At 70.1% G+C, this 12,776-nt stretch carries 12 protein-coding genes; 4 read left to right on the top strand and 8 right to left on the bottom strand.

Features of this window, described 5'->3' with window-relative positions; translation table 11 throughout:
- Window positions 1-105: 105 nt before the first annotated feature.
- From V2J63_RS08020 to V2J63_RS08000, 5 genes are all read right to left on the bottom strand, one after another.
- Window positions 106-1,206 carry a glutaminase gene (locus tag V2J63_RS08020; RefSeq protein ID WP_331230502.1) on the bottom strand — a complete coding sequence of 367 codons (1,101 nt, stop codon included), beginning with the start codon at window positions 1,204-1,206 and terminating at the stop codon, window positions 106-108.
- 67 nt (window positions 1,207-1,273) lie between these two features.
- Window positions 1,274-1,615, bottom strand: a complete 342-nt coding sequence (locus V2J63_RS08015; RefSeq protein ID WP_331230501.1) for a GNAT family N-acetyltransferase — start codon at window positions 1,613-1,615, stop codon at window positions 1,274-1,276.
- 147 nt (window positions 1,616-1,762) lie between these two features.
- Window positions 1,763-2,338 carry a small multidrug efflux protein gene (locus V2J63_RS08010; protein WP_331230500.1) on the bottom strand — a complete coding sequence of 192 codons (576 nt, stop codon included), beginning with the start codon at window positions 2,336-2,338 and terminating at the stop codon, window positions 1,763-1,765.
- 36 nt (window positions 2,339-2,374) lie between these two features.
- Complete coding sequence (locus V2J63_RS08005; RefSeq protein ID WP_331230499.1) at window positions 2,375-3,247, bottom strand: alpha/beta fold hydrolase; 873 nt, start codon at window positions 3,245-3,247, stop codon at window positions 2,375-2,377.
- A 43-nt stretch (window positions 3,248-3,290) separates the two neighbouring features.
- Entirely contained in the window at window positions 3,291-4,307 is a 1,017-nt protein-coding gene (locus V2J63_RS08000; RefSeq protein WP_331230498.1) for a protein kinase domain-containing protein, read from the bottom strand.
- Window positions 4,308-4,640: 333 nt separating this feature from the next.
- On the opposite strand from V2J63_RS08000, the gene V2J63_RS07995 reads away from it, so the two are divergent.
- The 3 genes from V2J63_RS07995 (at window position 4,641) to V2J63_RS07985 (ending at window position 9,236) form a co-directional block, all read left to right on the top strand.
- Window positions 4,641-7,379 carry an ATP-binding protein gene (locus V2J63_RS07995; protein ID WP_331230497.1) on the top strand — a complete coding sequence of 913 codons (2,739 nt, stop codon included), beginning with the start codon at window positions 4,641-4,643 and terminating at the stop codon, window positions 7,377-7,379.
- A gap of 334 nt (window positions 7,380-7,713) precedes the next feature.
- Entirely contained in the window at window positions 7,714-8,364 is a 651-nt protein-coding gene (locus tag V2J63_RS07990) for an NAD(P)H-binding protein (protein ID WP_331230496.1), read from the top strand.
- Between the two features lie 26 nt (window positions 8,365-8,390).
- Window positions 8,391-9,236: an alpha/beta fold hydrolase gene (locus V2J63_RS07985; protein ID WP_331230495.1), complete on the top strand. Its 846-nt coding sequence runs from the start codon at window positions 8,391-8,393 to the stop codon at window positions 9,234-9,236.
- 30 nt (window positions 9,237-9,266) lie between these two features.
- On the opposite strand, the gene V2J63_RS07980 is transcribed toward V2J63_RS07985, so the two are convergent.
- The 3 genes from V2J63_RS07980 to V2J63_RS07970 are packed head-to-tail and all read right to left on the bottom strand — an operon-like array spanning window position 9,267 to window position 12,635.
- Window positions 9,267-10,757, bottom strand: a complete 1,491-nt coding sequence (locus tag V2J63_RS07980; RefSeq protein ID WP_331230494.1) for a mannitol dehydrogenase family protein — start codon at window positions 10,755-10,757, stop codon at window positions 9,267-9,269.
- On the bottom strand, window positions 10,754-11,740 hold the full coding sequence (locus V2J63_RS07975; protein WP_331230493.1) for a nucleoside hydrolase: 987 nt from the start codon (window positions 11,738-11,740) through the stop codon (window positions 10,754-10,756). Before V2J63_RS07975 ends, V2J63_RS07980 begins: the two co-directional genes overlap by 4 nt.
- Before the next feature lie 34 nt (window positions 11,741-11,774).
- Window positions 11,775-12,635: a ribokinase gene (locus tag V2J63_RS07970; RefSeq protein ID WP_331230491.1), complete on the bottom strand. Its 861-nt coding sequence runs from the start codon at window positions 12,633-12,635 to the stop codon at window positions 11,775-11,777.
- Window positions 12,636-12,666: 31 nt separating this feature from the next.
- On the opposite strand from V2J63_RS07970, the gene V2J63_RS15785 reads away from it, so the two are divergent.
- Window positions 12,667-12,776 (top strand): alanine--tRNA ligase-related protein (locus tag V2J63_RS15785; protein WP_434056304.1); only part of this gene is annotated, 110 nt, incomplete at its 3' end.

The following is a 12,776-nucleotide window of genomic DNA, read 5'->3' as shown; positions in this document are numbered from 1 at the left end:
CTCCTTGAGGAATCCGAGTTCGTACGCGCGTGGAGTGGTGGGCGTGGACGGGCTTGTCGCAGCGTCGGCCGGTACAGCCAGGCGGATGCGGGACCGGGCGGCCGGTCAGACGACGTCCGGGTACGTGCCGTCTCCGAGATCAGGGTGTGGCAGCACGCCCAAGGGGTCACGGACGGCGACCTTGCGGCCGTCCAGCCGCAGGCGGCGCAAACCCTCGAGCGCCATGCGACGGCCGAGGTCGGAGAAGGAGTGCACCCTCGTGACGTCGAGGACGACGTCGGCCGCGCCGGCCGCGTCCGCCATGAGGTCCAAGAGCTCCGAAGCGGCGGTGAGCTGGATGTTGCCCTGCAGGGCGAAGGTGAGCGTGCCTCCTGACTCGCTCACGTCGACGGCGTCGAGCCGGCCCCGGTCGGAGGCGAACAGGTGCATCCCCATGTCCTGGGAGAGTCGCTCGAAGGCGAGGCGTCCTCGGTGACTGTTGCCGTGGGAGTCCAGGCGCGGGGAGAACGTCCCGATGCCCACCCGGTCAGGAAGGACACCGACGATGCCCCCTGCGACGCCGCTCTTGGCGGGGATGCCCACGCGGGTGAGCCAGTCCCCTGCCGCGTCGTACATCCCGGCCGCGGCCATCACGGCCATGACGTGCTGGGCGACGGCCGGCTCCATCAACCGCTCGCCGGTCACGGGCTGGATGCCCCCGGTAGCGAGCGTCGCGGCCATGACGGAGAGGTCCCGGGCGCTGACGAGGACCGAGCACTGGCGCGTGTACCCCTCGACGACGGAGGGCACGTCCCCGTCGAGGATCCCGTAGGTGCGCAGCATGTAGGCGATGGCCAGGTTGCGGTGCGCGGCGTCAAGCTCTGAGGCGCACACACGCTCGTCCACCTGCAGGTCCCGGCCCGCGAGGTGGGAGAAGAACGTCACGGCACGGTCGACACGGTCGTCCTGGCTGGCCTCCGCGCCGACCAGGAGCGAATGCGCGGAGATGGCACCGGCGTTGAACGGCTTGGAGATCGACTGGATGGAGAACTCGGTGTCGGCGTCGCCGGCGGCGTAGGTGCGACCGAGCGTCGTGGTCAGCGCCATGCCGAAGCGATCCGGGTCCGCTGCGGCTAGCTCCGGGATGTAGTGAGCGTTGGCACCGCTGGTGTCGTCGCGCAGGCTGTCGAGCACTTCGTCCAGGTAGTCGGGCACGGGAGTCTTCATGAGACAGGTCCTTCCGTCGCATTCAGGAGGGGCGCCGGGCCCGCCGGCTTGGGTGCAGGTGCGCGGTTCAGCCCAGAGCTTGGAGGTGCTGCGGGCGCACGGGGTCGGTGGCGTCGTCGAAGTCGCGGTGCGTGGAGAGCCACCTCTTGACATAGGGGCAGACGGCCACGATGCGGTGTCCCTCTCGGACGCTGGTCTCGAGAGCCGCGCGAGTGAGGATGCCGGCGAGACCGCGACCTTCGAACGTATCGAAGACCTCCGTGTGGTAGAAGATGCGTTGTCCCGCCGAAGCCTCGCTGAGATCCTTGTACTTCAGGAACCCGGCGTACGCGTCCTCGACGAAGACGTCGAAGCGGTCCTCGTGCAGGTTGTCGAGCACGGTGACCCCCTGCTGGTTCCGATCGTTCATCACTGTCGCCTCTCGGTCATTGACGGGGTTCGATCTCGGTGTTGGGAGGTGCGGATCTCGCTCGTGCCTGTGCTAACTAACTTGAGCCCTCAACCATTCCCCCACAACGGTCGTCGCCCATGCCTCCCCGGTTTCGCAGGTCATGTCTCACGACACCCCGACGACGTAGGTGAGCGCGGCCCAGACCGAGACGGTGGCGATCGTCGTCCAGATGACGATGGCGATGGCCTGCCAGAGCAGGACCCAACGGCGTGGAGTTCCGCCGGCCACGAGGATTGCCGATGTGATCTGGGTGGGAATCGCGAGAGGGCCCAGGATGCTCGCGCCGGGGACGCCGAAACGGACGACCCACCTGTTGAAGCGCTGACGCCCCTTCGACTGCGGCTTCGTGGCCGTCGTCTCTTGGAACGCCTCCCCGCGGAGGCTCGGTCGCGCTCCTGCGCCTCCACCCACCCCGACCAGGCTGGCTCGTCGATCGACGACAGCCGTCCTGGCGCGTGAGGTGACGGCGACGACGGCCAGCACGCACAGGAAGTTCCCCGCGGCTGCTGCGACAGCCGTGACGATGGGATGGAGACCACCGACGATGCCGATGATGACCCCTCCGTCCGTCTCGACGAACGGGATCGCGCTCGCGAGCATGACGATGAGCGGCTGGACGAGATCGGGCACCTGGGCCATGAGCTCCTGGAAGTTGCTGATGAGTTCTCGAACGGGATTCATGTCTGACCTCTTCTTTCATGTGTGGATGCGAGTGCGTCACGTGGTGGCGTCGGCGTCCGCGCCGTTCAGCGAGCGGATGAAGGTGCGCAGGGCGTCGTTGACGTCGTCGGCGTGCGTCCAGAGCAACCCGTGGGGGGCGCCCCCGATCTCGACGTAGTGGGCGTCCGGGAGTGCCTGGGAGAAGCGGCGGGCCGTGCTGTCGATGGGCAGGATCCTGTCGGCGGTGCCGTGGAGAATCAGAGCGGGCTTCCCGCTGCTGCGGACTGCGTCGACGTCACGGCGGAAGTCCTCGATCCAGGAGGACACGACGGCGTATGCCGCGACGGGGGCGCTGGAGACCGCGACGTTCCAGCTTCCGGTGACCGCTTCCTGGCTGATCCTGCTGCCAAGGTTCTCGTCGAGGTTGTAGAAGTTGGAGAAGAACTGCGTGTACCAGGCGTATCGGTCACTCTTCGCCGCGGTCTCGATCTCGTCGAAGACCTCCTGCGGCACACCTTCCGGGTTGTCGTCGCGAGCGACGAGAAACGGCTCGAGCGAGGCGAGGAACGCCAACGCGGCTACGCGCTCGGGGCCGTAACGGGAGACGTACCGGGCAAGCTCGCCGGTGCCCATCGAGAAGCCGACGAGGATCACGTCGCGCAGGTCCAGGGTCTCCAGCACGGCGTTCAGGTCGGCGGCGAAGGTGTCATAGTCGTATCCGGACCAGACCTTCGAGGACTGGCCGAAGCCGCGACGGTCGTAGGTGATGACACGGTGACCGCCAGCAAGCAGGTCCCGTGCCTGGTGCTCCCAGCTGTGTCCGTTCAGCGGATACCCATGAATGAGCACGACGGGCTGACCCGCACCCTGATCCTCGTAGTACAGCTCGATCGGCGTGCTGTTCTCTGTTCCGACCCTGATGTATCCCATGGTCTTCCTTCCTGTGGTGAGCCCAGTGCGGACCGTTGTTCGCCTAGGCGGATCGTGTGGCGGCCGTCTTCTCGTCGCGGGCTGGTCGAAAAGGCGACCGGCCCGAGCGCGATGCGGTGGAGACGGTCGTCGTCGTGGCGCGCCAGGGCGAGCGGAGCGCGACCATGTTGTCCAACGTGTCCGTGCCGGCACGGTCGTCCGCACGGTTCACGCCCTTCGCCGCGGACTGGAGCGCTTCCCTGAAGGATCGAGCGCTCTGGAACCGGTCGTTCCGGTCCTTGGCGAGCGCCCTGAGGAGCACCGCGTCGAGCGCCGAAGTGACCTCGGGTCGGTAGTCGCTGGGTCGTAGGGGGTCCTCGTGCACGTGCTGGTAGGCGACGGCAACCGGCTCGTCACCGACGAAGGGCGCCCGTCCGGTCACCAGCTCGTAGAGCAGGCAGCCCGCGGAGTACAGGTCGCTCCGGGCGTCGGCGATCTCTCCGCGCAGCTGTTCGGGAGAGAGGTACTGAGCGGTTCCGAGGAGCGCGTGGGTCTGGGTCGCCGGGGCGTTGGGATCACCACCGACACGCGCGATCCCGAAGTCCACGACCTTGATCCGGCCGTCGGGGGTGACCATGACGTTGGCGGGCTTGATGTCCCGATGGACAACGCCTGCGCGATGGATGAACTCGAGCGCCTGCAGGACCCCCACCTGGTGCGAGATCGACTCCTCCAGCGCGAGCGCGCCCTCGCGGAGACGGGCCCGCAGCGACTGGCCGGCGACGTACTCCATGACGATGAACGGAATGCCCGGCTCGCCCGCTCGGCTGCCTTCGACGTGGTCATGTCCGACGTCGTGGACGGAGACGACGCCGGGGTGGTTGAGGCCAGCGACTGCCCGCGCTTCCCGCCGGAACCTGGATCGGAACAGCGGGTCGCGGGCCAGCTCTCCATGGAGCACCTTGACCGCGACCCAGCGCTCGAGGCGGATGTCACGAGCCAGGTGGACAACGGCCATGCCGCCCCGGCCTAGGACGTCGCGGAGCTCATAGCGTCCGCCAAGCACGCGATCCGTGCTCATGAGGTCTCCTTACCTTTACTAGTGGTGGGTGCGTACCGGGGATGGGTCCGACGGCGGATCGCTTGTCTGGTCTGGAGACACCCCTCGGGGGCCGCAGGCTCCTGAGTCCATCCGCCCGGTGCGCCGGGTTCCGGATGCCCGGTCGTGGCGACGTCCTCAGCCTCACACCGGCGGCTGAGCCCTCGCGTCGGTGACAACCACGTAGGTCATTACGGCCGCGCGCCAGCGAGAACCTCGGCGGTAGCGGGTTGATGGCCCGGAACTATGACGCTCGGCGTCAGTAACGACTACCGTGGCGCCTACCTACTTGGCCTTTGACGGGAGCGCACGCTGGTGGACCTCGTGGGCCGGCGGTCAGAGCGTGAAGCGGTTGAGAAGTTCCTTTCGCTGGCCCGGTCCGGGCGCAGCGGCTCTCTTGTGGTGCGCGGGGAAGCCGGCATCGGGAAGACTGCCGTGCTCGAGCACGCTCGGCAGACGGCACTCGCGTCAGCCTTCCGAGTGGAGTCCTCCGTCGGCATCGAGTCCGAGACGCAGTTCGCGTTCGCTGGGCTGCACCAGCTGTGTGCTCCCTTGCTGGATCGCACCGGCGCGCTGCCCGAGCCGCAGCAGGCCGCTCTCGGGGTGGCGTTCGGACTCCACGGAGGCGCCGCGCCGGACCGGTTCTTGGTCGGGCTGGCCATCCTCCACCTCATGGCCGAGGTCGCCGAGGAGGAGCCGCTGCTGTGCCTCGTCGACGACGCGCAGTGGCTGGATGAGGCATCGGCTCAGGTTCTAGCCTTCGTGGCCCGACGGGTAGGGGCCGAACGGTTGGCCCTCGTGTTCGGGGTGCGCGACTCCGACGCCGGCGACCGGCCTCCGTTCACCGGGTTGCCGGAGCTACGTCTGGAGCGGCTCGGCGGGTCCGATGCCCGTGTGCTGCTCGGTAGAGCGGTACGCGCACCGCTGGACGAGGGGGTGCGCGAGCGGATCCTCGCCGAGGCGGGCGGCAACCCGTTGGCGTTGCTGGAGCTGCCCAGCAGCATGCGGCCAGCACATTTCGCGGGCGGGTTTGAGCTGCCCGACGTGCTCGGCGTCCCGCACCGCATAGAGGAGGGCTTCCGACGCCGTTCAGGCAGCCTGCCTCCTGAGACACAGCTGCTGCTGCTGGTTGCCGCGTCGGAGCCGACGGGCGACGCGGCGCTGCTGTGGCGCGCGGCCGCGCACCTGGGCCTCGCTCGCGAGGTTGCGACGCCCGCGGAGGCCGCCGGGCTGCTGCAGATCGATGTCCGGGTACGGTTCCGCCACTCCCTGGTGCGCTCGGCGGTGTATCAGGCAGCCACGCCGCCGGACCGTCGCCGCGCCCACGGCGCACTGGCCGAGGCGACCGACGCGCAGGCCGACCCGGATCGCCGTGCCTGGCACCGCGCGCAGGCGGTGCTCGGAACTGACGAAGAAGCCGCCGCAGGGCTCGAGCGCTCGGCCGGACGGGCGCGTGCGCGGGGAGGCGTGGCCGCCGCGGCCGCGTTCCTGCAGCACGCGGCCGAGCTGTCTCCTGAACCTGCCGCTCGAGCGAGACGGGCGCTGGAAGGAGCACAGGCCAAGCATGAGGCCGGCGCGACCGAGGCAGCTCTGGCATTGCTGACGGTCGCGGCGGCGGGGCCGCTGGACGCCCTGCCACGCGCCCGCCTCGAGCTACTGCGCGCCCAGATCGCGTTCCACCTGACACGAGACAGCGACGTGCCGCGGATGCTGCTGGAGGCGGCCGAGATGCTCGCACCGCTGGACTCCGCGCTGTCCCGCGAGACCTACCTGCACGCACTGGATGCGGCGACCCTCAGAGGCGGCGACGACGCAGTGCAGATCGCTGCAGCGGCTCTGGTCGCTCCCCCGTCCGAGGTACCGGCGCGACCCGTGGATCTGCTCCTCGACAGCCTTGCGACGACGTTGACGAGGGGATATGCGGCAGGAGCCCCCGGGCTGCGCCGCGCCCTCGAGTCGTTTCGCGACAGCTCGCACACCGGTCTTGGGCAGGACCGCCGGAACGACGGCTGGCTGTGGCTGGCCGGCCGCAACGCGGTGGCGATCCTCGACGACGAGCTGCTCTACACACTGGCCAGCCGCAACGTCCAGCTGGCTCGCGATGCCGGTGCGTTGGCGACGCTGCCCACCGCGCTGAACCTCTTGTCCATCACCTCGGTCCTCATGGGCGAGCTCTCCCGAGCCGGCGAGCTCGCCGCCGAGGCGACGGCGATCACGCAGGCCACGGGCGGCGTCCAGCTCCGGCACGCGCACGTCATCCTGGGTGCCTGGCGTGGCGACCAGGCCGAGACCACCGCGCTCAGTGCTGTCACCGCCCAAGACGCCGCCTACCCCGACGGGAGCACGGACGCCTCCCAGGCCCAGTACGCGCTGGCGGTGCTGCACAACGGGCTGGGCAACTATCCGGCCGCGCAGGAGGCCGCGTCACGGGCGTGCCGGTCCCCTGAGCTCGCGCTCAGCAGCGCGAGCCTGCCTGAGTTCATCGAGGCGTGCGTCCGTGCCGGCCATCCAGAACGCGCCACCTCCGCGCTGGAGCAGTTTCGCTCCCGGGCCCGCGCCAGCGGCACGTCGTGGGCGCTCGGAATGGCGGCGTGCTCACAGGCGCTCATGGGCACCGGATCGGCAGCCGAGGACCAGTACCGCGAGGCGATCGAGCAGCTCAGGTACAGCCGGATGGGCGGCTACCTCGCTCGTACTCATCTCGTCTACGGCGAGTGGCTACGTCGTGAGGGCCGCCGCCGAGACGCCCGAGACCAGCTCCGCACCGCTCACCAGCTCCTCACCGACATGGGCGCGGAAGCGTTCGCCGCCCGCGCCGCGCGCGAGCTCCGCGCGACGGGCGAGCACGCACGCGCACGAACCGCTCAGCCGACCGACGAGCTCACCACCCAGGAGCTGCACGTCGCACGGCTGGTGGCCACGGGAGCAACCTCCCGTGAGGTCGGCGCACAGCTGTTCCTCAGCCCACGGACCATCGAGGCCCACTTGCGGAACATCTTCCGCAAGCTCGGCATCACCTCACGCCGCGAGCTCAAAGCGCTCCACCTTCCCTGACCGGACGGTGCGGCACCGCCGAAGATCGGTGGCTTCTACCGACGCGAGGGCCAGGCCGCGACGGCCAGGCTGGCGCGATGGACCCGTACCCCCGCACTTACCCGTCTCGAGCAGCTCTGCCGTCAACGACCCCGGAGGCCGATCGCCACCCGGTGCGGCGACGGACCGTCGCACAGCCCGGCGTCCATGCCTCGACCGACACCACCGTGCCGCTGGTCACGGGACGTACGACGAGTGATCCTGCTCCATGGCATCACCACCCGCGTGCTCCGCGCTCTCGTACCGCCGGCGCGCCCCGGGCCGGGCAGCTCACGCTGCGGCCGGGAACGGGACGATGAAGGTCTTCATCATTGGCATCAGTGGGGCCGTCGGTGGGTTGCTGGCGCGGAACCTGATCGACCGGGGCGACGAGGTGGCCGGACTGGTACGCCGTGACGAGCAGCGAGAAGCGCTCGCTGCCCAAGGAGTCGAGGCTCACGTGGCTGAGCTCGCGGAGCTGACTGCTGACTCGCTGGCCCCCGTGCTCACCGGGGCGGACGTCGTCGTCTACACGGCCGGGTCGAACGGTGGTAGGAGGGAGGTCACGGCCGCCATCGACGGCGAGGGTGTGGTGAAGGCTCTGGAGGCGGCACCGCTCGCTGGTGTGGATCGCTTCGCGCTGGTGTCCGTACTTCCCGAGGCCGAGCGCGGGCACGACCTCGGCGACGATGTGGAGTTCTACTTCGCGGTGAAGAAGCTCATCGACGTCACGGTCAGCATGAGCGACCTGGACTGGCTGATCCTTCGGCCCTCGTTGCTCGTCGACCGCGACGGGATCGGGACGATATCGCTCGGTCCGGCGCAGCCCCATGACGAGATCTCACGTCAGGACGTCGCTGCCACGCTGGCCGAGCTGCTCCACGAGCCCCGGATCCGCAGGCGGATCCTCGAGCTCACACAGGGCACGACGCCGATCGCAGGGGCGGTGCAGGCGAACGTCCCATGACGGCATCCGACTGACAGAGTGAGCCCGTGGCCACCTCGAGCTGCTCCATCCTGCCCGTCGGAGACGTCCGGCTGTGCGTCGAGACCTACGGGGATCGACGTGACCCTTCCGTGCTCCTGGTCGCGGGGATGTCCGCGTCCATGCTGTGGTGGCCCGGTGAGGTCTGCGAGACGATCGCATCGCACGGGTTCTTCGTGATTCGCTTCGACCAGCGGGACACCGGCCGATCGACGAGCTTTCCCCGTGGACGTCCGGGTTACTCGACCGACGACCTCGCGGGCGATGCTCTCGGCATCTGTGATGCCCTCGGCATACGTGCCACCCACGTGGTCGGCCACTCGTTAGGCTCCTTGATCGCGACCATCCTGGCTGTCGATCACCCCGGGCGGCTGCGCTCCCTCACCCTGGTGGGAGCAAGCACCGGGGCGCCGGACCTTCCTCCTGGGACTGGGCGCTCTCCGGATGTTCCCGAGGACGTCGAGTCACGATCTGCCGCGATCGAGTACCTCCTCGCGGACACGCGCGCCTGCGACGGCCTCTCGCCTCGGTTTGACGAAGACCGGATCCGACGGTTCATCACGCACGATGTCGATCGAGCCGAGGACATCGCCGCGACGATCTCCAACCCTCCTCTGATGGAGTTCACGAGCCCGCGAGACGGCGACATCACCGCTGTCTCGCTCCCGACCCTCGTGGTGCACGGCGAGGTGGACTCGATCTTTCCCCTCGCCCATGGTGAGGCCGTCGCTCACGCCGTCGGTGACGCCGAGCTCGTGGTGCTGCCGAACGCCGGGCACACGTTGCTCACTGCTGATGGCGCGGACTTCACGACCCCGCTCATCCGTCACCTGCGGGCCGCTGACCGCCGATGAGCACGGCGATCCGGCTGCGGCGAGGTGCGGTCAGGCGGTCGCCTCGCCCAGGACGCGCACGAGGGTCGCGGGGGCCCCGCGTTCGTGCAGGGAGCGGAGCGACTGGACGTATGCGTGGCGGAACCGCTCGTCGTCGGCGAGGTCGCCGAACACCTCCCGCACCTCGAGGAAGGCCGCAGGGTTCGCCTCGTGCCCGCTCGCCGCGGCGGTGAGCCGCTCACGCAGCGGGTCGACGACCTCGATCGCGGCGCCGTGCTCGTCCACGCCTTCGGCGTACCGGGCCCAGGAGGCGACGACGAGCGCGGCGAGCTCGATAGCGCCGCCGGTGGCGCGCTGCTCCCGAAGCACCGGGAGGAGGAACTTCGGGATCCGGTCCGAGGTGTCCGCGCAGATCCTGGCGAGCGTGTCGGCCACCTGCGGGTTCGCGAACCGCTCGACGACGGTCGTGATGTAGCGGTCCAGGTCGACGCCCGGGACCGGCTCCAGCGTCGGCTTCGCCTCGCGCTCCATGAAGGTGCGTAGGAACTCAGCGAAGACGGGGTCCTGCGCGGCCTCGTGGACGTAGCGGTAGCCGTGCAGGTAGCCCAGGTAGCACAGGGCCTGGTGGCTGGCGTTGAGCAGCCGCAGCTTCATCAGCTCGTACGGTGCGACGTCGTCGACGAGCTGGACTCCGGCCAGCTCGAGCGGGGGACGTCCGGCCGCTCCGAAGGAGTCCTCCAGCACCCACTGCTCGAAGGGCTCGCAGACCACCGGCCAGCCGTCGATGACGCCGAACCGGTCCCGCACCGCGGCGATGTCGGACTCGGTGGTGACCGGCGTGATGCGGTCGACCATCGAGCTGGGGAAGTGCACCTCCTGCTCGACCCAGTCCCCCAGCGCGGGCTCGAGACGCCGGGCGAAGGAGGTGAACGCCGAGCGGGCCAGCGCGCCGTTGCCCTGGAGGTTGTCGCACGACACGACGGCGAAGGGGGGCACGTCCCGCTCCCGACGTCGCCGAAGGGCCTCGACGACCAGCCCGAAGACCGTCCGCGGTGGCGCGTCGCCCTCGAGGTCGGCGAGAACGGCGGGGTTGTGCTCGTCGAAGCCGCCCGTCACGGGGTCGATGTTGTAGCCGCCCTCGGTGATGGTGAGGGAGACGATCCGGGTGGACGGTGCCGCCATCCGCTCGATCGCGGCCTCGGGGTCGGCGGGCGCGTGGAGGCACTCGGTGATGGAGCCGATGACTCGCGGTTCGACCGAGCCGTCAGGGTGCTTGAGCACGAGGGTGTACAGGCCGTCCTGCGCCGTGAGCACGTCCGTGATCCGGCGGTCGCCCGGCAGCACGCCGACGCCGCAGATCCCCCAGTCGAGCGCGTGCCCCTGTGCCATGAGCCGGTCGATGAACATCGCCTGGTGGGACCGGTGGAAGGCGCCGACACCCAGGTGGACGATGCCCGTGCTCACGCCCCGACGGTCGTACTGGGGCGCGGGGATCGAGACCGAGGGCAGGGAGTCCTCCGACAGCGCCGTCGCGCGGTTCATGAGCAGAGCCTCTCGAGCAGCATGGTGACGAAGCGGTCATTGTCGACGCCGGTGGCGATCGTGACCGGGCGCACGTCGGGCAGCTCGAGTCCGGCGTGGAGAAGCTCGTCGTCCGTCGGGTCCCACGCCACGGTGCGACCACGAGTGAGCGCGCCGCGCAGCTCGATGCCGACGGAGGCGGTCCGGGTCGTCACGAGGCTGGGGTCGAGAAGGGCGGCGAGGGCGAGCGGGTCGTGCAGGGGGCACCCGTCGCGGTCGTAGCGTTGCGCGAGCCACGTCACCCACGGGCGCACGGTGGTCGCGAGGTAGCTGCCGAGGGGCGTGCCACTGGCGTCCAGCCGGTCGACGTCGGCGAGGCGCAGGAAGGTCTGGAGGGTGACGTCGAGCGGGACCAGCCGCAGCGGCGCGGCGCTCCGCAGGACGATGTCGGTGGCCTCCGGGTCGTACGCCGCGTTGAGCTCCTGGAGGATGTTCGGGAGGTCGAAGGCGCCGCCCATGACGACGAGGCCGGCGACCTTGTCCGCCCAGGTGGGGTCGAGCAGCATCGCCCTCGCGACGTTGGTGAGCGGGCCCACCGCCACCACCGTGATCTCCCCTGGGTTCGCGTCGACCAGCTCGACCAGGGCGCGCGCGGCCGGCGTGGCCTGCGGGGCCCGCCGCGACCCGCGCGGACGGACGTCGCGCCACAGCTCCTGGGCCAGCTCGTCGTCCCGGCGCAGGTCAAGACGCGCGCGCCACCACGCCGGGTCCTGCACGAGCGGGCGGTCAGCGCCCTGGTACACCGGGACGTCGGGGGCTTCCGCGGCCTCCAGCAGCTCGAGTGCGCACTCCACGCCCCGGTCCACGCCCACGTTGCCCGCGACGACCGTGATGGCCTCGAGCCGGACCTCCGGCGAGCGCAGCGCCATGCCGATCGCCAGGCCGTCGTCGATGTCCGCTCCCGGGATCCCGTTGCCGGGGTCCGTGTCGATGACGATTCGCATCCCTACTCAACTCCTACTCGAAGTGCCTGCGGCGTCAGCTGGCACCATGGATCTGGACTGCGGCCGCCGCCGCCTCGGTCGCGGCGTCAACCGCCTCGGGCAGCTCGTCCCCTCCGCACAGTCGTGCGGCCAGGACGCCGACGAACGCGTCGCCCGCACCAGCGGTGTCGCGCGCCTCGACGGTGTGCGCGGGAACGTGGACCGGCCCGTGACCGTCGTCGAACACCGCCCCGTCTGCACCGGCCGTGACGACGACGACGGCGGGTCCGCGCTCCTTGAGGCGCCGGATGTGGGTGAGGATGTGGGCGACGTCGGGCAGCGCCTCCCCGAGCAGGAACTCCGCCTCGGACCGGTTGACGACGAGGACGGCCAACCGACGGAGCACGTCGTCCGAGACCTCCGTCGCCGGCGCGAGGTTGAGGACGACGGGCACACCTGCCGCGTGCGCGAGCTCCGTGGCTCGCTCGACGACGGGGACCGGGAGCTCCATCTGCATGAGCAGGCCCGCTGCGCTGTCGAGGTCCGGCAGCAGCTCCTCGACCTCGGCCGCGGTCGGCGCGTGGTTCGCGCCGGGCGACACGATGATCGCGTTGTCGCCGCGGCGGTCGACGAGGACGACCGCCACCCCCGTCTTGCGCCCGTGGACCGTGCGCAGACGGCTGACGTCCACCCCGACGGCGGCGAGCGCATCGCGCAGCGGGGGGCCGTAGCGGTCGTCGCCCACGGAGCCGGCGAAGGACACGGCGGCCCCTCCGTAGACGGCCGCGGCCACCGCCTGGTTGGCGCCCTTGCCGCCGGGCCGCAGCTCGTAGTCGCGCCCGATGACCGTCTCGCCCAGCTCCGGGAGCTCGCCGACCTCCACGGTCATGTCCATGTTGGCCGACCCGAGCACCACCAGGCGTGCCCCTTCGATTGCCCGAGGACCCATGCGCACCGCCGAGATCCGCAGCCGCTGGCTCGACTACTTCGCCGCCCGCGACCACACCGTCGTGCCGAGCGTCCCGCTCGTCTCGCCCGACCCGTCGATCCTCTTCAC

The organism is Georgenia wangjunii, assembly GCF_036421975.1.
GTDB classification, from domain to species: Bacteria; Actinomycetota; Actinomycetes; order Actinomycetales; family Actinomycetaceae; genus Georgenia_A; species Georgenia_A wangjunii.
The sequence above is the reverse complement of the archived record's forward strand: the minus strand, read 5'-3'. Positions and strand labels throughout refer to the sequence as shown.

What these genes read in the sequence shown, in the direction of transcription:
- V2J63_RS08020 (WP_331230502.1), bottom strand. Translation starts at nt 1,206, where the DNA reads ATGAAGACTCCCGTGCCCGACTACCTGGACGAAGTGCTCGACAGCCTG.
- V2J63_RS08015 (WP_331230501.1), bottom strand. Translation starts at nt 1,615, where the DNA reads ATGAACGATCGGAACCAGCAGGGGGTCACCGTGCTCGACAACCTGCAC.
- V2J63_RS08010 (WP_331230500.1), bottom strand. Translation starts at nt 2,338, where the DNA reads ATGAATCCCGTTCGAGAACTCATCAGCAACTTCCAGGAGCTCATGGCC.
- V2J63_RS08005 (WP_331230499.1), bottom strand. Translation starts at nt 3,247, where the DNA reads ATGGGATACATCAGGGTCGGAACAGAGAACAGCACGCCGATCGAGCTG.
- V2J63_RS08000 (WP_331230498.1), bottom strand. Translation starts at nt 4,307, where the DNA reads ATGAGCACGGATCGCGTGCTTGGCGGACGCTATGAGCTCCGCGACGTC.
- V2J63_RS07990 (WP_331230496.1), top strand. Translation starts at nt 7,714, where the DNA reads ATGAAGGTCTTCATCATTGGCATCAGTGGGGCCGTCGGTGGGTTGCTG.
- V2J63_RS07980 (WP_331230494.1), bottom strand. Translation starts at nt 10,757, where the DNA reads ATGAACCGCGCGACGGCGCTGTCGGAGGACTCCCTGCCCTCGGTCTCG.
- V2J63_RS07975 (WP_331230493.1), bottom strand. Translation starts at nt 11,740, where the DNA reads ATGCGAATCGTCATCGACACGGACCCCGGCAACGGGATCCCGGGAGCG.